Below are 18,732 nucleotides of genomic sequence, written 5' to 3'. Positions count from 1 at the left end.
AGATCGGTACCTGTTTAGAAGAGCGTGCCTCTAACCTGGGCATCCGATGGGACTTTTTATAGTGGCTAAGCCACCTCTGGAGCTGTCGTATACGGTAATTAGATCGTTTCAAGGCTGAGCTTGTCTCGAACGAGTTCGCTGACCAAAGCATCTGACTGGTCGGCGTCCATACAATCTATCAGTTTGAAGCCACCCACGGAGTTTATCTCCGACATCAGTCGCCGGAACGTTCGTCTCTCGAACAGCCGTTTCTCTCCTTGGTAGGAGCTGATTAATTTTCGCAACACTGCGCCGAACAATTCGGTGGACTGCGAAGTGGTAGGCCGTTCAATCAAGTTGGCTCGGACATCCGTCTTAAAGAGGAAAGCGGCAAGAGCCTCTTCGCGGGATAGTTCAGGCACTCGAACGCACAGATGCGCCATCCACCACAATCGCGAGATTGCATTGTCTCGTTCAAGCTGGCGTTTGTCCCTAGCAAAGAAGTGGCGAAGAACATGGCCCACTGCCACGGCATCATCTGCAGGCAATGGCCAACGCATTCGAGCGTATTCTAAGAGGTGGGTGTGCGAGTAGTAAGTCCAGAGTCGCTCGTCTCTGGCTTCGTAAGGACTGAGCTTGGCGAATGCATCGTAGATCACGAGACAATTGTCGGTCTCGTACATATCCGGCCCATTGGGGAGTCTTATCTCCTGCAGTCGTTGCTCATCAACTTCCGTTGTGTGTTCAAACCAAAGCGACGCGTCGAGCGACAGAGCATCGAACGCCCCAGTTCGATAAAGAGGCAGGTTGATGGACACCTGTGCCCGAAGGTCTTCAAGTGCGGCAGACCGTAAGAATCGCGTCTTCATTCCGACTCGCCAAAAAAGTAGCCATCGATCACGCGGAACGGTGACTTCATGAGTTGTTGGGCAATATAGAACTCATCATGCTTGGACAGATCAATTGCTAACTCTTCGCATCTTATTCGAAATATGTTGGCCCACCGAAATTCATCGTATGCACCGTCGCCTCTTTTAAGATATGCGATGCACTGCATAACGGCCCCAAAATAGATTGAATTTAGAAGTATAGCCTTATTTTTGTTGTCGTTTCTGGCGAGGTCAAGGCGCTCTTTCAGGGCGGGGTGGACAGAGATCAGGACCTTCTCCTGCCCTGCCTCAACACGCCACTCACCGTACTGTAGATTGTCATTTTTAACTAAGTTGAAGACAGAGCTGATCGGTTTGAAAGAGTCTCGGTCAATGTAGACAGATTGGGGTTGATCGACAGCAAGCGCCGCGCCCTTATCAAAATTGAATGGACCTTCTCCGAATTCGGGGTTTATCCAATTGCATACGAAACCTTCAATCGGTGATGTTGCCAATACGTAGGGGTAGATCAGCACTTCGCCCCGTAGCGAGCCACTCGGGAAGTTGTGAGTAAAGTGGGATACCTGGCTACGTATCGCCTGCCGAAAGTATGTGTCACGACAGGCAAAGACGACGGCATACTCCGCATTGCCGGCCGTGATTAGCTCGACAATCTGGGGCACGCTCACGACGAACGAAACCTCCACTTGGATTTCGAGACCGTCGATGGACTGAGAAAAATCGATGGTCGCCTGAATGTCGCCATCGGTGTAGTCGTCCACGCCGGGACGAAGCACCGGATATGGGAACGCTCTTAGGCTATCAAACTGCATCGGCGACCACCCGCACTGTCCCTTCGAATGGGGAAGCCAACTCAACCTCGATAGTGCAACGTGAGTTGGCTAGCACCCCCAGGTACTCTACACGGCCCGCCTTCACGGTGCCCTGTGATGACGAGACAATGGTCAGCGGATGATTGCTGTCAGCACCCGAGTCCTGCAACTGCAACTTGAAGATACCCGTCTCCGGTGACGTGAAAGCGATGCGCCGCCTCGTCGGGCTCAGAACTACCGCCCTGACATCCCTAAGGCCGAGAATGGCACTCTGCGCTGGACCGTTGGTCTTAGCACCACCCGTCGAACTACTATCGCCGCCGTCAGCATCATTCTTGCCCCCGCCTTCACTGCCCCCATCGCCGCCCCCCAATCCCGGTCCGTCTCCCTGAGAATCTTGGCCCTCATCTGTCTCGGAATCGTCTTCGACCTCGGCACCACCAACTGCGACAGCCATTAGTCTTGGCTGCTTGGCTTTCACGGCTCGCGCCCGCACAATTACGGTTCCCGCCGGGTTTTCGTCCTTCTTCTTGCCAGAGCCTTCTTCGGCTTCGTCCGCAAAGAAGTCGGCGAGCTCGTCGATATTGGTTACCTCAGAGACCGGGTCTTGAGCATGCCGTTGTAGCATCTCACGTACCCATTTTGAGAGTTCACGAAGTGCCGTCCGTCCCTGTTGCCGCTTGTCAGGAGGTAGGCGATCGGGTTCGAAAGCGTCATGTCTTGGCGGCTCCATTCCACGCAGGAGAGCAAGCCCTTTGGTGCTCTTGCACTCCAACACCCCCACGAACTCCTTGAAGTCGCCGAATCGCTTCAGACCCTGCATGCTCTCGGTAATCATCATGCCATTGCGTAGCACAGCTACGCGTTTCGGGAGGTTCTCGCCAACCAGGATGCGCAACTCGCAACGGCCAAGATGCAAGTTCTCGGTTTCACAGGTTATCACCTCACCGCCGTCCGACAGAGCGGCTAGGTAGCTGCTCGCGTTCTGAAATCGCTCGGGCTCCCCCTCCTGATCGCTTATCGAGTCAATGACGCTTGCGCTGGAAAATCTGCTGGGTAGCGTGGCTGCGGTAATGGCCTCGGTCTCGCCAATTTCAACCTCCAACTCCCCAGCTGCTATCGCGCCGAAGAAGTTTTCTACGACGTTGGCAGCAAGAACCCCCTGCCATCCCTTAGAGGGCACAAAACCGAGGATGCTGATCGTAGTCCCTCGTTCATTGTTGGTCCGGCGGAGCCAGGCCGGAACCTTCGGCAAGTGCCCTTCGACTGGCATGCAACCGTCCCTAACGCCCCAGAAGCCGGTGCCTCGACGGGTTTTACCTGCATCGTCCAAATGCGACATCAGCACCGACTTACCCTGAACGTAGTGGTGCTGCTTTTCAGAACTGTCTTGCCAAACGGTAGAGACAAAGACCGTCCGCAATGCTGATACGGTGAACGGTGCGAACTTTCCGATGCCGTATGAGCCAGTAGAAGTCTCGCTCTTCTTGCTCTGTCCTGTTGCTTTGAGCAGGGCAAAGAAAGGATAGCCATTTTCACAGGGGCCAGCTACGCCGGCTGTATTATAGTCCTCAATCTGCAGAACGGTAATCTCTGGGCGAGATAGAAGTCGTTCGGCCTCAGCAAAGAACTTGGACGACTTATCGCCATCGTCTTTGGCCGCAGATATTACACAACGCTGAACGACGTCTCTTAGTCCTTCCACGTCGGGAATGTCCGAAACGGGAACTTGCACCAGCTTGATACGCAATTTAGCAGGATGAGACAGTATTGCATCTAGTGTGTTCTGTGGCACCTCCCTACCAAGGTGCTGAAACGGGTTTCCGGTGAAGTGCTCCATCGCCGGATCGTTGAAGCCGTCCCACTGACCGGCGTAGTCCAACGGAAATTCGAAACCGTACACAGTCAAGCCATGCCCCCCTCACTAAGCCTGTCCCTAACATGTTCCGCTAGCAGCTTCGCCACAGGGACGGCAATAGCGTTTCCGACCTGGGTATACCGCTTTGCGCGGGGAACACTGTCTGGAAACTGAAAGCCTTCAGGAAATCCTTGCAGACGAAGACACTCCTGCTCAGTGAGTTTTCGCAACCCCTTTCCATTCATGATAAAGGGAACATTGTGCCCACCGAGACCCATGTTTGCTGTCAGTGTTGGGCAGACACCCGGTTCTTTTGCTCTAACTTCATACTTGCGGAGCTGGTAAAGGCACTCTCGGTCGGTGATTGCATCGGTTATCATCTTATAATATCTGTTCTCATTATTCAGATAATATTCCGAATCAACTGACGCATCGTAATCTATGTAATTGCGTAGATTCTTTGGTTCTGTGGACGCCTGCGAGGGGAACTCAAATCGACCACTGGAGAAGTGGTCGATTGATAGCGCTACCATAAACAACCGCACACGCTGTTGCGGAAGATGTGTAAGATCAAAGGCGCTTAGTTCCTGACTGTTGCTCGGCCGAAACCAATACCCTTCTTTCTGAATCGCGCGTTGCAGTTCGAGGAACCATGCGCCACCCTCGCCATATCGTAGGAAAGGAGCGTTTTCCAACACCAGTACCTTCGGCTTATTCGGACCGAACTCTCGCACTAAGCGGAGTATCTCGTAGAACAGCTTGCCTCGATCGTCCTCGAACCCCCGCTTTTCTCCCGCCTGAGAAAAACTTTGGCAAGGAAAGCCGGCATGCAGAACATCAACGGGCTCCAGGCTATCTCCACTGACAGTTACGTCTTTCACGCTCTTGTTCAGCAGGCGGACGTGTGGAAGGTTCCTTCGATAGGTCTCGGCCGCCGGGTTATCCAACTCAACGGCCCAAGCTGTTTCGAACCCAGCTTCTTCAAAACCAAGGCAAAATCCGCCGATGCCTGAAAATAATGCCCCGCACTTCATAAAACCAAACTCGTTCTAGTCACATTAGAGGGGCGACTCGTTCACCCCAAAGTGAGACATAACACGCCTGTCAAGATGTGTGCAGCCGTGGGCGTGTCGGTTTATGAGATCGTAGTAAGGTGTTCTCTCCCCCAATAGCCCAGAACAATCCGGGGTACGCCCGTGCAGAATGGAGCCAGGAGCCGAAATTACGGCTGTAAGGTTCTGGCGCGCTTCTGGTCCCTCTTTCTGGACGGGACCACAGTAGCAGAAGATGGCCGCGACGGTTGTAGAGGAGCCTACCTGTGATGGGTTGCCTGGAAAGGGAACTCTGGTTGCTTCAAACCTAGAAGCCGACAATCCGGTGTCGACTCCGAATTAGCCGTTCGATTAACAGTCGAGAGCCCCTCCGTGAGGGGCGCGGCTTTTTGACGAATCCTTGCCAGGGACTCCCGCCCACAACCGATTCCAAGCCTGCTGTTCAGGCCGAGCACATTGGTGAGTTTTCTTTTTCGGCCAATTTCAAGAACCTGCTAAGTCCTTGATTTTGTTGGCGCACCCGGCGAGATTCGAACTCACGACCTCTGCCTTCGGAGGGCAGCGCTCTATCCAGCTGAGCTACGGGTGCAGGCCGGAATCGGGTTCTGGACCCGACGGAACGGGCGGCAAACTAGTGCATGGTCAGCCGTTACGCAACCGCTCAAATGCGGGCGCCGATCGCGCGATTCCAGCGCCATGCACTTGCATTGACTTTTTAGGTCAACTGTCCTAATTCATCATCGCAAGCGTCGCCGGGCCCTTGACGCCTGGCGGGATCGAATGACGGGACATGAGGATGCGGGGACCGCAGACGCGCAGGGAAATCGTCGGGGCGGCGGACCGGCTGTTCTACGAGGCCGGTTTCGCCCATACCTCCTTTGCCGATATCGCCAGCTCGGTTCACATCTCGCGCGGCAATTTCTATTATCATTTCAAGAGCAAGGACGAGATCCTGCGGGCGGTGATCGCGCACCGGCAGGACAGCACGAGGGCGCTGCTGGCGGCCTGGGATCACGCGCATCCGGCCGCCAGGGACCGGCTCTCGGCCTTCGTGCGCATCCTGTCCGACAATGGCGAGCAGATCATGCTCCATGGCTGCCCGGTCGGCTCGCTGGCGACCGAGCTGGCCAAGCTGATGCACGAGTCCCGCGAGGATGCCGTGGCGGTGTTCAGCCTGTTTCGCGACTGGCTTGCCAGCCAGTTCAGCGCCCTTGGCCGCGCTGAAGACGCCGAGGCCCTGGCGCTGCACCTGCTGATGCGCAGTCAGGGCGTGGCGACGCTGTTCACCGCCTATCGTGACAAGGCGCTGCTCGCGCGCGAGATGGCGGCAATGGAACGCTGGATCGACGGGGCCGTCAGTGGCGAGCCGTCATGCCAAATCGGGGAGGACAACCGGACGTGTATATAATTCTGTTGAGGCCGGCCGGCAATCGTGCGGCGGCGGGGCAGCATCTGGAGGGCCACAAGGCCTGGCTCGAACGGGGATTGGCCGATGGCAAATTCGTGCTCTGGGACAGCCTCAGCGCCGGGGGTGGCGCCGTGCTCGCCCGTGGCCTCGACCGTGCGGCGGTGGACCAGCTGGTCGCCGGGGACCCCTTTGTCAGCTTCGGCGTCGTCACGCCCGAAATCATCGAACTGGCGCCGGCGCGCACCCGGTCCGGATTGGAATTTCTTCTCGAGACACCGGAGGCCAGCGCCCCATGACCCTGCACGAAGGTTCGGATAGCAAGTTGCGTTGCGGCTGGGCCGGGGGGGCGCCGGAATTCGGGCCCTATCACGATAACGAATGGGGCTTTCCGGTTGGCGATGACACCCGCCTGTTCGAAAAACTGTGCCTTGAGGGATTTCAGTCAGGGCTGAGCTGGCGCACCATCCTCAACAAGCGCGAAGCGTTCCGGGCGGCCTTTGCCGGCTTCGATATCGAAACGGTCGCCCGCTTTACCGCGCAGGATGTCGAGCGGCTCCTGGCCGACAAGGGGATCGTGCGCCATCGCGGCAAGATCGAGGCGGCCATCAACAATGCCGGGCGGGCGCGCGAGCTCATCGCAGAGGCCGGCTCCATCGCCGCCTTTGTCTGGCGCTATGAGGCCAAGACCCCGGCGCCGCCGCAGAGCCAGACCACCTCGGCCGAATCCATTGCCCTCTCCAAGGCGCTCAAGAAGCGGGGCTGGAAATTTGTCGGCCCAACCACGGTCTTTGCCTTCATGCAGGCCATGGGCCTGGTCAACGACCACGCCGAAGGCTGCCATTGCCGCGACGAGGCCAGCCGGCAGCGCGCCGGCTTTGCCGTGCCGGGCCGCTAGGCCTGTCCAGCGGCGCGCAGGGCCAGGGTCACCAGGCGCTGCTGGGCCGCACCATCGAGAGGTGCATCCAGGGCCCAGAGGACGGCACCTGAAAAGAGCATGTGCGCCAGCATGTCGATATCGGCATCGGCAGCGATTTCGCCATTGGCGCGGGCGCGGGCAAAGGGCACGCGCAGGCGCATCAGGGCGCGGAGGCGGGCCGTTTCGGCCAGGCCGCGCAATTCCGGCTCGGGCGCGGTGAAGGCACGCGCCAGGGCAACCCCTTCGCGCCGTGACAGGTTTTCGGCCAGCCCCGCCACCACCTCGCGCAGGGCCGGATCGAGGCCTTCGGGCAGTTCTGCATGTTCAAGCCTGTCGATCTCGGCTTCGAGCAGTTCGGCCAGCAGCGCCACCTTGGTGGGCCAGCGCCGGTAGAGCGTGGTGCGATTGATGCCGGCGGTGCGCGCCACCCCATCCATGGTCATGCCGGCAAAGCCGAGGCGATCGAGTTCGGCGGCCACGGCGGCCCGCACGGCTTCGATCACCGCGCGGCTGCGGGGGCCGGACTGCAGGTTGCGGGTCCGCCGTTGTACCGCCTCGTCTGCCATGCACCTTTTCCCCGCTTTTGGACTGGGCAAACCCTGCTGCAGGAGCGCTCGCATGTCCACACTTGAAATGGCAACAATGTGTTGCCAAATTAAGGTCATGATGGCCGCCGGTTCCGGGGCCGTGGAGACATGAGATGAAACTTGACGGCAAGGTGCTGGTGGTGACCGGCGGCGGCAGCGGTATCGGCCGCGAACTGGTCCTGGGGCTTCTGGCGCGCGGCGCGCGGGTGGCCGCGGTGGATCTGCGTCCTGAGGGGCTGGAGGAGACCGCCAGGCTGGCGGAGGCGGGCGACCGGCTCAGCCTTCATCAGGCCGATATCAGCCAGCGCGACATGATCATGGCCCTGCCCGGGCAGGTTCTGGCCAGCCATGGGCAGGTCGACGGGCTCATCAACAATGCCGGCATCATCCAGCAGTTCGTGCCGTTCAACGCGCTCGATTTTGCCGCCATCGACCGCATGGTGTCGGTCAATCTCATGGGCACGATCAACATGACCAAGGCATTCCTGCCCGAACTTTTGGCGCGCCCCGAGGCGCACCTGGCCAATGTCGCGAGCATGGGCGGCTTCATGCCCTTTCCGGGCCAGAGCATGTATGGAGCCGCCAAGGCCGGGGTGAAACTGCTCACCGAGGCGCTCTATGCCGAACTGGCGGAAACCCGTGTGGGCGTCAGCGTCATCATGCCGGGCGCCATCCGCACCCAGATCATGGCCAATTCGGGCGCGGGCGACCGGGCCATGGCGGATAGTCCCGAAGCGGCCAGCCAGACCCTGCCAGCGCCCGAGGCCGCGCGCATCATTCTCGATGGCATTGAGGCCGGGCGGCTGCATATCCTGGTGGGCAAGGATGCCGGCATGCTCTGGAAGCTCTGGCGACTCATGCCCACACGCTCGATCCGCTTCATTCAAAAGCAGATGGCCCGGCGCAGCGCGGCGCGCGGGCACTGAAGCACTTTCGGGAAAGGTGGGCACCCCTTTTCCGGGCCGATCCGAGCCAGGACCGCCGCAGGGACAGTCCGGCCGGGACCGGCATAATGGCTGGGCGGTCAGGCGGCCTTGACGACCTCGACCACCTCGACGTCAAAGACCAGGTCCTGCCCGGCCAGGGGATGGTTGGCATCCACGGTGACGCTGGCCTCGTCCATGCCCACCACGGTGATGGGCAACATGCCGCCATCGGCGGTGCGGGCCTGCAGCTGGGTGCCGACCTTGAGATCGACGCCATTGGGCACCTTGGCCCGGTCGAGCGTCTGGATGGCCTCGTCGCGGCGCGGGCCATAGGCGGCGGCGGCGGGGATGGTCACGGTGCTCTTCTGGCCGGTTTCCATGCCGGTGACATGCTGCTCGAGCCCCTTGATCACCTGGCCCTGGCCAAGGGTGAATTCGAGCGGCGCGCGGCCCTCGGAACTGTCGAACTGAGTGCCGTCAACGAGGCGGCCGGCATAGTTGATGCGCACGAGGTCGCCGGGCTGGGCGATGGTCATGGGCGTGTCCTTTCGGAATTTTTTCTGCGCCTTCGCGTGGGGAAGGCTCTCAGCAAGGGCCGCGCAGCAGGCGCACCAATGGGGGTGGCTGCAGGGGCGCCGGATACTGAAGGACAGCACCAGCAGGCGCGCGACGGCGAATACCCAATGTAGGGCATGGGGGCGCCATGTAAACCTGCGCCGGGGCGATTTGATGGCAAGGGCCTGCCCGATTGGCCCAAAGCACCATCGGCGGAGGTGCCTTAGCCGGCGGCGTTTTCCCGCCGGCGCCGGACGCCCGGTTCGCCCCCCGGCACAGGGCCGGACCGAGCCTGGACCTGGCTGGGGGTCACCCCGAAATGCTTGCGAAAGCTCTGCGAAAACACCGAATGGTTGGAGTAACCCACAAGGTCATAGACTTCCGAGGCCCGGCGCCCCTCGACCATCAGGCGCATGGCGCGGTCCAGCTTGCGCCCCGTCAGCCAGCGGCCCGGCGCTTGCCCATAGGCGAGCACAAAACTGCGCTTGAAAGTGGACAGGCTCATTCCGCACAGAAATGCCAGTTCCGGCAATGTCAGATTGGCCTGCCAATGGGCCTCGACCACCCGTTTCAGCCGCTCGATGGCGCGTCCCTTGGGGCGATGGAACAGGGCGAAGGCCCGCGGTCCATAGTGCTCCAGAAGCGCCAGCAGCACCTGTTCGAGGGTGAGGCGCGCCATAGCCGGGGACAGTTCATGGCCGCCGTCGCGTCCAGCCGCCGCGACCATGGCCCGCCGGGCCGCATCGGGAACCGGGCCCAGATTGGCAAAGCTGCCGCGGCCCGGCCTTGCGGGTGTCACCACATATTTGGCCAGGAACGCGGCCAGTTCGGCTTGGTTAAAAAACAGGATGACACTGCGATAGGGCGCCGCCTTCTCGTTGAGCGCGGTGGACAGCACATTGCCCGGCGCATAGGCGATGAGGTCGCCTGCCACCAGATGCTCCACCCGCTCCCCGTCGATCAAAACCTTGCTGCCGCTCAGCACCAGCGCCAGCGCATGGGTAGAAAAGCGCACGCGGCTGCGGGCGCCGGTCGCCCCGCCGCAATGGTCATAGACGAGAACGTCCACCAGCCCCGCCTGGCCGGTCAGGATATCGGGAAGACAGACACTGTCGGGTTCAATGGGCAAAATGGCGTTCATGGCTCGGGCTCTGTTCAGTATAGGCCCATTTCGACGCGTTGGGACTCCAGAACCGCCCCATCGGCGCCCATGGCCTTGACCAGCGCCTGATAGCGGTGCCCGCGCCCGCCGGAACAGGGTGGCATATAGCCGTCCGAGGCATATTGGCCGCTGCCCCGGCCGGCCGAGACCAGACTGGCGCCCGGGGGCAGGTCGGCCGTCATGGCCGGCAGCACCGGCAGGTCGGCGCCCTCGCCGCTCACCGCATATTCGATGACCCCATGGCCGCCGTTGAAGGCCATGGGCACATAGGAAATGTCATTATATTCGATCTGGATCGCGGTGGTCTGGGCGGGCAGGCCGCTGATCGAGAAGGGTGGCGTGCTGCCGTCCCCGCCCTGCAGCCCACAGACCTGATCGGCGGGAACGGTCTTGCCGTCCCAGGGCGCGCCGATGCGGATCGTCATCTCGGCCAGGACCGGCATGGCCGATATCGCAAGGCCAGCCACGATCGTGGCAAGGGTGGCGGCAATCCTGGTGCGGGTCTGCATGTCTCGGTCTCCCATCTGGGGGAAAGCCTAGCGGCGCACACGCGCGGAGTCCTGTCGAAATCGGTTCAATCTTGCTGGCTGGCGGGTCACAGTTTTGCTCAAGCGGCAATTGACGCGGCGCCGCGCTTTCGCCATCAAGCCGCCGTGATTGTGGCCTAGTGGCCGATCATCACCCTTCTATCCGGCTGAAAGGCACCCGTGGATGACAGACCGTTCCGTGACGCTGGCGGGCACTGCCGCCTTGGCTCTGGTGCTGGCGGGATGCTCCATGGCCGGCGTCAAACCGCTTCCGGGCAATCGCTCCGCCGAAGTTGCGACCACGGCCATTGCCTCCTTCGCGCCTGTTGCCGCCACTCCGGCCGGTTATGTCCCCAAGGCGGCCGCCGTGCCGCAGGCGCCCACCGGCCTGCTCATGGGCTATACCGGCTCCGAGCGCGGGACGCTCGATGGGCTCATTGCCCACTATTCGGCGCAATACAGCGTGCCCGAGCATCTGGTGCGCCGCGTCATCGTGCGGGAAAGCAACTACAATCCGGCCGCCCGCAACGGTCCCTATTGGGGCCTGATGCAGATCAGCCACGCCACCGCGCGCGGCATGGGCTATTCGGGCGATGCCAATGGCCTGCTCGATGCCGAGACCAATCTGCGCTTTGCCGTGCGGTATCTCGCAGGCGCCTATATGACCGCCGGCGGCAATGACGACCGCGCCGTGCAGTTCTATGCCCGCGGCTACTATTACGACGCCAAGCGCCTCGGCCTCTTGGAAAAAAGCGGCCTGCGCTGACGGCCTCTCCCGATGGGCGGCCAGCACCATGCCGCCCCGCCCCATGTCAGCCCGGCGCAGGCCGGGATCCTATTGCCGACGGGCAGAGGAGACCTCATGGTGCGCTTGTCGAACCACGAGGTCGAGCGCGCTGAGGCATCAGCGCCAAACCCGCGTCCCTCGACAGGTTCAGAGTGAGGTCTAGGCTTCGCCCCCGATGAGGCCCTGTTTCTGAAACGGAGGTTCCCGCTTTCGCGGGAATGACATTGTGGGCGGATTCCCGCCTTTGCAAAAAAAATATGGTGGAGTCACACAGGCGAACCTAGGGAGACCTCATGGTGAGCTTGTCGAACCACGAGGTCGGGGGAGAAGCCTACGCTTCGCCCCGCCACCCCGGCGGCAAGACGTCCTAGAGAGTTTCACCTGTGATCTGAACCATCGCCTCCATCGCCCCCTCGCCCCTCAGGGGAGAGGGGTGGGGTGAGGGGTGAAGCCTCTCGGCAGGAACGCGAGCGTGAACCCCTCAACGGAGAAGGGAGAAGCCCCGTCGTTTCAGTTCAACCGTGAAGCGATTTAACCAGCCGCAGTCAGCAGCTCGTTGATCTGGCGGGCCAGATCGTCCTCGCGATAGGGCTTTTCCAGCCGCGGCAGGTCCACGTCCTCGCCTTCGGGCAATTCGGCATAGCCGGTGGCCAGCAGTACGCGCAGACAGGGATGGGTCTGGCGCGCCGCTGCGACCAGTTGCAGGCCGGTCATGTCGGGCATGGAATAGTCGGTGATCATCAGGTTGATGCCATCGCGCTTGCTCAGGATGTCCAGCGCTTCGCGGCCCGAATAGGCCTCGATCGCCTCGTGCCCCATCTCGCCGAGCAGGGCGACGGTGTCGAGCGTAATCAGCGCGTCGTCATCAACCACCAGAATGGTTGCAGGTGAACGTCCGGGGGTGATCACGGGGACCCTTTCGGCTGCCGCAGCCGGTTGGAGAACGCGCCAAGCCACGTTCTTGAGCAAGTCTATGCCCTAGCCTACGAAAGTGGCGAGTTTGGGTCCATACACATTTCTCGCCCCTCTGCGCGCGAACAATCCTACTGACACATAAGCGCAATTTTGGGTGCCATCCTGGGCCCCGAACCGATAGACTTGCCGCCAAGATACAAGAGGAATCGTCCCATGCACCTGCTGCTCGTCGATGGCTCGGGCTATATTTTCCGCGCCTTCCACGCCCTGCCCCCGCTGAGCCGGAAATCGGACGGGCTGCCGGTGGGCTGTGTGCAGGGGTTCTGCAACATGCTGTTCAAGCTGACCCAGGACATGGACGCGGACGAGGCCCCCACCCATATGGCGGTGATTTTCGACGCCAAGGGCAAGACCTTCCGCGACGACCTCTATCCCCAATACAAGGCCCAGCGCCCGCCCGCGCCCGAAGAGTTGGTGCCGCAGTTCCCCCTGACCCGCTCGGCCACCCGCGCCTTTTCCATCCCCTCCATCGAAATGGAGGGCTGGGAGGCCGACGACATCATGGCCACCTATGCGGTCATGGCGCGCGACGCCGGCTTCAAGGTCACCATTGCCTCCTCCGACAAGGACCTGATGCAATTGGTCGAGCCGGATGGCTCGATCCGCCTGCTCGATACCATCCCCCGCCCCGGCCAGCCGCCGCTGCGCTGGATCGGGCCCGATGAGGTGTTCACCAAGTTCGGCGTCACCCCCGACAAGGTCATCGACGTGCAGGCCCTGTGCGGCGACAGCGTCGACAATGTCCCGGGCGTGCCGGGCATTGGCGTCAAGACGGCGGCCGAGCTCATCAATACCTATGGGGATCTCGAAAACCTGCTCGCCCATGCCGAGGAGATCAAGCAGCCCGCGCGCCGGCAGAAGCTGATCGACAATGCCGATCTGGCCCGCATTTCCAAGCAATTGGTCACCCTGTCGCAAAAGGTGCCGGTCGAGATCGATCTCGATGGCCTCGTGCGCCAGCCGATGAGCCCTTCGGCGCTGTTCCCGTTCCTGAAGGCGATGGAATTTGCCACCATCACCAAGCGCCTTGCCACCCTGCTTGAAGCCAATCCGGATGATTTCGAGCCCGATGCGGAGCTGGCCGCCAACAAGGACAAGCCCGTTCCCGGCGCGCCGGAAAAGTCCACCTCGCTCTCCGTCGCCAAGGCCAAGCTCGCCGCCGGCGTTTTGCCCGGCACCGGCCCGGCCCGCCACGCCGCCGAGGAACATGCCCGCGTCAAGGCCATCCCGGTCAATTACGACGCCTATGAAATCGTCACCACGCCCGACCAGCTCGAGCGCTGGATCGGCAAGATCGTGGACAAGGGCCTGGTCGCCATCGACACCGAGACCACCGGGCTCGATCCGCAGACCGCCGATCTCGTCGGCGTCTGCCTGTCAACCGAAATCGGGGAAGGCTGCTATATTCCGGTCGGCCACGCCAAGCCCGGCGACCTCCTCAACGGGGGCGGGCTGGTCGAGGGGCAATTGCCCATCGGTTTCGTGCTCGAAGCCCTCAAGCGCGTGCTGCCCGATCCGGCCATCCTCAAGATCGGCCAGAACGTCAAATATGACATGGAAGTGCTGGCGCGCTACGGCGTCGCAATGGCGCCGATCGATGACACCATGCTCATCTCCTATGCGCTGGATGGCCCGCGCTACAATGGCATGGACGTGCTCGCCGATCACTGGCTCGACCACAAGACCATCACCTTTGCCGAGCTTGCCGGCACCGGCAAGAACCAGAAGAGTTTCGACCAGCTCGAGATCGATGCGGCCGCCCGATATGCCGCCGAGGATGCCGATATTACCCTGCGCCTCTGGCATGTGCTGAAGCCCCGGCTGGCGGCGGAAAATGCCACCACGCTCTATGAAACCATCGAGCGGCCGCTGGCCCCCGTGCTCGCCCGCATGGAAGCGCGCGGCATCACCGTCGACCGGCAGATTCTCGCCCGCCTTTCGGGCGATTTCGCCCAGCGCGCCGCCGCTTTCGAGGCCGAGGCGCATGAACTGGCCGGGCAGAGTTTCAATCTCGGCTCGCCCAAGCAACTGGGCGAAATCCTCTTCGACAAGATGGGGCTCGAAGGCGGCACCAAGACCAAGACCGGCGCCTGGTCCACCGGAGCCGACGTGCTCGAAGACCTGGCCCTGAAGGGTATTCCACTCGCCCGCACCATTGTCGATTGGCGCCAGCTCACCAAACTCAAGGGCACCTATACCGATGCCCTGCCCACCTATATCAACGCCCGCACCGGCCGGGTTCACACCTCCTATAGCCAGGCTTCGGTGCTGACCGGGCGCCTCTCGTCAAACGATCCGAACCTGCAGAACATCCCGGTCCGCACCGAGGATGGCCGCAAGATCCGCTCGGCCTTCGTCGCGCCCGAGGGCAAGGTGCTGATTTCGGCCGACTATTCGCAGATCGAGTTGCGCGTCCTCGCCCATATCGCCGATATCGGGGCGCTCAAGGATGCCTTCGAGGAAGGCCTCGACATTCACGCCATGACGGCGAGCGAAATGTTCAACGTGCCGGTCGAAGGCATGCCCTCGGACGTGCGCCGCCGGGCCAAGGCCATCAATTTCGGCATCATCTATGGCATTTCCGCCTTCGGCCTCGCCAACCAATTGGGCATCGAGCGCGGCGTTGCCGGGGACTATATCAAGACCTATTTCGAGCGCTTCCCGGGCATCAAGGACTATATGGACGCCCAGAAGGTGAAGGTGAAGGCCGATGGCCATGTCACCACCCTGTTCGGCCGCAAGATCCAGTTCCCCAATGCCAATTCCGGCAATCCGAGCGAACGCGCCTTCGTCGAACGCGCCTCGATCAACGCCCCCATCCAGGGCTCAGCCGCCGACATCATCCGCCGCGCCATGATCCGCATGGAGCCGGAACTGAAAAAAGCGGGCGTCGAAGCCGACATGCTGCTGCAGGTCCATGACGAACTGATCTTTGAAGTGCCCGAAGGCACGGAAGATCAGGCGATCCCGGTGATCAAACGGGTGATGGAAGGCGCGGCAGAACCGGCCGTTCGGCTGACGGTGCCGATCCAGGTCGATGCCCATGCGGCGAAGAACTGGGATGAGGCGCACTGACGAGAAATCTACGCTCGCGGGACGTTTGGCAGGACCGAACAATCGGCCCTGCCAGCGCATTAGCGGCGCTTGCCTTTGACTTCATCCTGACTCAGCACTGACGCTGCTAGCGACTTGGTCTGCGCTGCAGTGGGCTTGATGGACCCTGAGAGTACCTTGGATGCCAAAGAGGCAGTCTTGTTGGAAGATTGCTTGATAGCCATGTTTTAAGTCTCACGTTTGGTTTGATTGGACACACTCGCGAGTGTGAGTTACCTGTGAGACGGGCGACTTTATGTCGTCCGCCTCGGGTGCATTTGCTTCCGATTCAAGGCCGCTACCTTCCTTTCCACGGGCTGGTGTAGCGGCCTTTCCTATTTGTCCTTGCCCCGACGCCGGTCGACTATCGTCGAGGCTCTAGACTCTCCTCATTCTGAAACCTCCAATGCCATCGCCATCACAACCTTGGCAATTTTGTTGGCCTCGGCTTTTGTTAGGTCGAATGGCAACCCCTGAATGTACACGGCCAAATCTGCCCGTATCTGGATCGGCAGTATGTTGTCTACCACAGGTGATGATGACCTATTCTCGATAGCAGCGGGTAATGGCGCAGCCACCTGCTTGTTATCTGGAACATTGTTCGCTGCCTTCGCCCGGGCCGCGCGCGTACCAGCGGGAGTAGCAACTCGAAAGGCCAACGGGTTCTTCTTGTACCTAAGGAAATCGTCAATAGCCGACTTAGTTCGACTTTTATAAGTAGCCAAACTATCCGGCGTAAATTTTGTCCCGTTTAAATTGTGGAACCGATGCATGACGTCATCAAGGTTCAAGGAGCTAAGATCTGCGGCCTCTTCATCCGACAGAATGCCAAGTACGGCGCTGGCTGCTGCTTTGCGAGAACGTGCAGTAGTAGGGTTCATCAGGCCCTTTTTTGCGAGGTACTCCAAAAAGTCCAGCAGGTCAGCACGCGTCTGGTCGGGCATGGCGATTCCCCTTTCTGGTAGAACCCTTGCCGATACCGCCAGCAAAGTCAAGATAGATGTCACTTTTGTCTGATAGACATTTTTGGACGATCTGACTGTTTATTGACAGTCTTGTGCAGGGACTTGACGACAAGGCTGCCACTTGACCATCCTCTTGCGCAGGGGTGCGTGAATTGGAACACGCTCTGACGTCCTGTTTGGATGCGCTAGAAACCCACCAGCTGTCACCCCGGCGCAGGCCGGGGCCCATCCTGAGATATCGCCACAATATCCACCGGGTTTGTTGATCCGATTGGAGATGGGCCCCGGCCTGCGCCGGGGTGACAGCGGGTGCTGGCGTGACGTGCAGTGGAAGGGTGATGTCCCGGCACAACAACAGCACCGCTGGCTTAGCCGCTGATCTTCCACCACAAGTCCCGCCAATCGGGATTGCGCTCCGCGATCAAACGCTCTTTCCACGCTCGATGCCATTTCTTGAGGCGCTTTTCGTGGGCGATGGCAAATTCGATGGCGTCGTGCGGCTCGAACCAGACGAGCAGGGTGCAGCCATGCTTTTTGGTGAATCCCGCGACCAGCCCCTCACGATGCTCGTGGCAACGGCGAACAAGGTCATTGGTCACGCCTGTGTAGAGCGTGCCATGTTTGCGATTGGCCATCATGTAGATGAAATACATGCGCCGTCCCCCGGGGACGCACACTGCTTCAACACAAACCGGATGTCACCCCGGCGCAGGCCGGGGCCCAACCTGAGATGGCACCGCAAGAGCCATTGGGTTTGTCGAGCGCATTGGAGATGGGCCCCGGCCTGCGCCGGGGTGACATGCCGGGCGTGGCCTACTTGCCGTGTCGGGCACGTTCAGGCGCATCCCCTCACCCCCGCATCACCTCAACCGCACCCTTCAGCCGCTCTACGCTTGCCGCGTTCCAGCTTTCCACCGTATCCCGCGCCCTGGCTTCCCGCCGCACGAAGGCTTCGATCCGGGCGGTGCCGATTTCGTCGAGCAGGTGGCGGATGGGCGCCCACATCGACCAGATGGGGTTGACCATGCGCATATGCAGCCGGTCGTGGACCAGATCGAAGCTGACATTGGCCGAGCGGGCCAGGTCGAGGAATTCGGCGACGGCGTCGTCACTGAGGGCGTCGGTTGTGGATTGGGGATAGACCATGGGGCTGCCTCGCATTTGATACAAATGCAATGCATGGCCGCGCCACCGGCTCCCGAAACCCTTCCCTATGGTCAACAAAGCCTTAACGGCAAACTTATCCCCGGCCTGGCCAGTGGCCCCATACTCGCCCCACCCTCCGCATGGGCGGCCTGCAGGCGAACAGTGGCGAAGGGTCCGGCGTGGTGGCGCTTCACCACAGGTTCGGGCATCGGCCGCCCCGCGACGAGCGTTCAACGGGCGCTACGCGATGCTGTCCCAAAAACCGGATTCCGAGGCGGGTCTGTCTCGTTTTATCATTCAGGGGCAGAGCCGCCTCGGAATACCGCCCAATGCACCCCGCTGCCCATCCGGCCGGCGGGCGCCCCGGCGCGCCCGACTGGCACTGGCCTAAAGCACTTCACTTGTAAACCGACCCTTCGCATCCATCGCCCCCTCGCCCCTCAGGGGAGAGGGATGGGGTGAGGGGTGAAATCCTCTCGGCAAGAACGCGAAAGTGAACCCCTCATCCGGCGCTTCGCGCCACCTTCTCCCCTCAGGGGAGAAGGGAAAGGCTCCCTCGTTTCAGTCCTATCGTGAAGTGATCTAACCGCGCCGCGTCACCCGCACAGTCCGGCCCATGCCGCCGGGCGGAATATCGAGCGCGACCACCAGGCTCGCCGCCGTTTCAACTTCGGGCACGCGTGCCGCCCATTCGACCAGGATAATGGCTTCGGGGTCGTCGAACAGGCCCAGTTCGTCCACTTCGGCGGCGTCGGCGAGCCGGTAGAGATCGGCGTGCCAGACCGGTCCGCGCGGCGTGTCATAGGGCTGGACAATGGCAAAGGTCGGCGAGGGCACCTCGAGCGTCGGATCGTCCGCCAGCGCCCGGATGATGGCGCGGGCCATGGCGGTCTTGCCGGCACCCAGGTCGCCTTCGAGGCTGACGATATCCCCGGCCACCAGCTGCGTGGCAAGCTGGGCACCGAACCGGGCCGTGGCGGCATCATCGGAAAGGAAGGTTTCGGTCAATGTTTTCGGCTCCATCGCCTCCCTCCCCTTGAGGGGGAGGGATAGAGGGTGGGGTGGAGCAAAGAGCGCAATGCTCCGGATCACCC

Annotated in this window: 18 protein-coding genes, 1 tRNA gene and 1 pseudogene; 6 read left to right on the top strand and 14 right to left on the bottom strand. The window is 61.2% G+C overall.

All coding sequences use genetic code 11. The features are described from left to right. Positions 1-98: 98 nt before the first annotated feature. The 5 genes from KIT02_RS14540 to KIT02_RS14520 all read right to left on the bottom strand — a co-directional run bounded on the left by KIT02_RS14540 (position 99) and on the right by KIT02_RS14520 (position 5,180). Complete coding sequence (locus KIT02_RS14540) at positions 99-848, bottom strand: DUF6339 family protein (protein WP_297579078.1); 750 nt, start codon at positions 846-848, stop codon at positions 99-101. Then, positions 845-1,681, bottom strand: a complete 837-nt coding sequence (locus KIT02_RS14535; protein WP_297579075.1) for a hypothetical protein — start codon at positions 1,679-1,681, stop codon at positions 845-847. The genes KIT02_RS14540 and KIT02_RS14535 overlap by 4 nt, the downstream gene beginning before the upstream one ends. After that, positions 1,671-3,590 carry a hypothetical protein gene (locus KIT02_RS14530; protein WP_297579072.1) on the bottom strand — a complete coding sequence of 640 codons (1,920 nt, stop codon included), beginning with the start codon at positions 3,588-3,590 and terminating at the stop codon, positions 1,671-1,673. The genes KIT02_RS14535 and KIT02_RS14530 overlap by 11 nt, the downstream gene beginning before the upstream one ends. After that, a complete protein-coding gene (locus KIT02_RS14525; protein WP_297579069.1) occupies positions 3,587-4,573 on the bottom strand; it encodes a DNA cytosine methyltransferase in 987 nt (328 codons plus the stop codon). Before KIT02_RS14525 ends, KIT02_RS14530 begins: the two co-directional genes overlap by 4 nt. Before the next feature lie 530 nt (positions 4,574-5,103). Beyond that, positions 5,104-5,180: transfer RNA gene (locus KIT02_RS14520), tRNA-Arg, on the bottom strand. Positions 5,181-5,387: 207 nt separating this feature from the next. On the opposite strand from KIT02_RS14520, the gene KIT02_RS14515 reads away from it, so the two are divergent. Genes KIT02_RS14515 through KIT02_RS14505 form a run of 3 tightly spaced genes read left to right on the top strand, consistent with a single transcriptional unit; the run spans position 5,388 to position 6,894 of the window. After that, positions 5,388-5,999: a TetR/AcrR family transcriptional regulator gene (locus tag KIT02_RS14515; protein WP_297579067.1), complete on the top strand. Its 612-nt coding sequence runs from the start codon at positions 5,388-5,390 to the stop codon at positions 5,997-5,999. Further along, positions 5,990-6,295, top strand: a complete 306-nt coding sequence (locus tag KIT02_RS14510; protein ID WP_297579064.1) for a hypothetical protein — start codon at positions 5,990-5,992, stop codon at positions 6,293-6,295. Before KIT02_RS14515 ends, KIT02_RS14510 begins: the two co-directional genes overlap by 10 nt. After that, positions 6,292-6,894, top strand: a complete 603-nt coding sequence (locus tag KIT02_RS14505; protein WP_297579060.1) for a DNA-3-methyladenine glycosylase I — start codon at positions 6,292-6,294, stop codon at positions 6,892-6,894. The genes KIT02_RS14510 and KIT02_RS14505 overlap by 4 nt, the downstream gene beginning before the upstream one ends. Here the strand turns inward: KIT02_RS14505 and KIT02_RS14500 are convergent. Continuing rightward, positions 6,891-7,481, bottom strand: coding sequence for a TetR family transcriptional regulator (locus tag KIT02_RS14500; RefSeq protein WP_297579057.1), 591 nt, complete (start codon positions 7,479-7,481; stop codon positions 6,891-6,893). The two genes, KIT02_RS14505 and KIT02_RS14500, sit on opposite strands and share 4 nt — an antisense overlap. 134 nt (positions 7,482-7,615) lie before the next feature. Here KIT02_RS14500 and KIT02_RS14495 point away from each other — a divergent pair, with 134 nt between their 5' ends. Then, on the top strand, positions 7,616-8,428 hold the full coding sequence (locus KIT02_RS14495) for an SDR family oxidoreductase (RefSeq protein ID WP_297579054.1): 813 nt from the start codon (positions 7,616-7,618) through the stop codon (positions 8,426-8,428). 98 nt (positions 8,429-8,526) lie between these two features. On the opposite strand, the gene KIT02_RS14490 is transcribed toward KIT02_RS14495, so the two are convergent. The 3 genes from KIT02_RS14490 to KIT02_RS14480 form a co-directional block, all read right to left on the bottom strand. Next, positions 8,527-8,964 (bottom strand): peptidylprolyl isomerase, encoded by a 438-nt coding sequence (locus KIT02_RS14490; RefSeq protein WP_297579051.1) that lies wholly within the window; start codon positions 8,962-8,964, stop codon positions 8,527-8,529. A gap of 242 nt (positions 8,965-9,206) precedes the next feature. Beyond that, complete coding sequence (locus tag KIT02_RS14485; protein ID WP_297579048.1) at positions 9,207-10,124, bottom strand: AraC family transcriptional regulator; 918 nt, start codon at positions 10,122-10,124, stop codon at positions 9,207-9,209. Between the two features lie 14 nt (positions 10,125-10,138). Then, a complete protein-coding gene (locus KIT02_RS14480; RefSeq protein ID WP_297579035.1) occupies positions 10,139-10,654 on the bottom strand; it encodes a hypothetical protein in 516 nt (171 codons plus the stop codon). 442 nt (positions 10,655-11,096) lie between these two features. Here KIT02_RS14480 and KIT02_RS14475 point away from each other — a divergent pair. Beyond that, positions 11,097-11,438 (top strand): annotated as a pseudogene (locus tag KIT02_RS14475) (lytic transglycosylase domain-containing protein); the annotation flags it as partial. 552 nt (positions 11,439-11,990) lie between these two features. Here KIT02_RS14475 and KIT02_RS14470 read toward each other — a convergent pair. Continuing rightward, positions 11,991-12,368 (bottom strand): response regulator, encoded by a 378-nt coding sequence (locus KIT02_RS14470; protein ID WP_297579031.1) that lies wholly within the window; start codon positions 12,366-12,368, stop codon positions 11,991-11,993. A 219-nt stretch (positions 12,369-12,587) separates the two neighbouring features. Between KIT02_RS14470 and polA the strand changes: the two genes are divergently transcribed. After that, on the top strand, positions 12,588-15,509 hold the full coding sequence (gene polA, locus KIT02_RS14465) for a DNA polymerase I (protein ID WP_297579029.1): 2,922 nt from the start codon (positions 12,588-12,590) through the stop codon (positions 15,507-15,509). A gap of 407 nt (positions 15,510-15,916) precedes the next feature. Here the strand turns inward: polA and KIT02_RS14460 are convergent, their stop codons facing one another. The 4 genes from KIT02_RS14460 to tsaE form a co-directional block, all read right to left on the bottom strand. Further along, positions 15,917-16,471, bottom strand: a complete 555-nt coding sequence (locus KIT02_RS14460) for a hypothetical protein (protein ID WP_297579025.1) — start codon at positions 16,469-16,471, stop codon at positions 15,917-15,919. 389 nt (positions 16,472-16,860) lie between these two features. Continuing rightward, the gene (locus KIT02_RS14455) at positions 16,861-17,145 is read right to left on the bottom strand and encodes a GIY-YIG nuclease family protein (protein ID WP_297579023.1); all 285 of its coding nucleotides are present in this window, start codon (positions 17,143-17,145) and stop codon (positions 16,861-16,863) included. A gap of 196 nt (positions 17,146-17,341) precedes the next feature. Continuing rightward, entirely contained in the window at positions 17,342-17,638 is a 297-nt protein-coding gene (locus KIT02_RS14450; protein WP_297579020.1) for a hypothetical protein, read from the bottom strand. A gap of 582 nt (positions 17,639-18,220) precedes the next feature. After that, positions 18,221-18,646: a tRNA (adenosine(37)-N6)-threonylcarbamoyltransferase complex ATPase subunit type 1 TsaE gene (gene tsaE / locus KIT02_RS14445; RefSeq protein ID WP_297579017.1), complete on the bottom strand. Its 426-nt coding sequence runs from the start codon at positions 18,644-18,646 to the stop codon at positions 18,221-18,223. Positions 18,647-18,732: the final 86 nt, after the last annotated feature.

The organism is Devosia sp., assembly GCF_025809055.1.
Classification (GTDB): Bacteria; Pseudomonadota; Alphaproteobacteria; order Rhizobiales; family Devosiaceae; genus Devosia.
The sequence above is the reverse complement of the archived record's forward strand: the minus strand, read 5'-3'. Positions and strand labels throughout refer to the sequence as shown.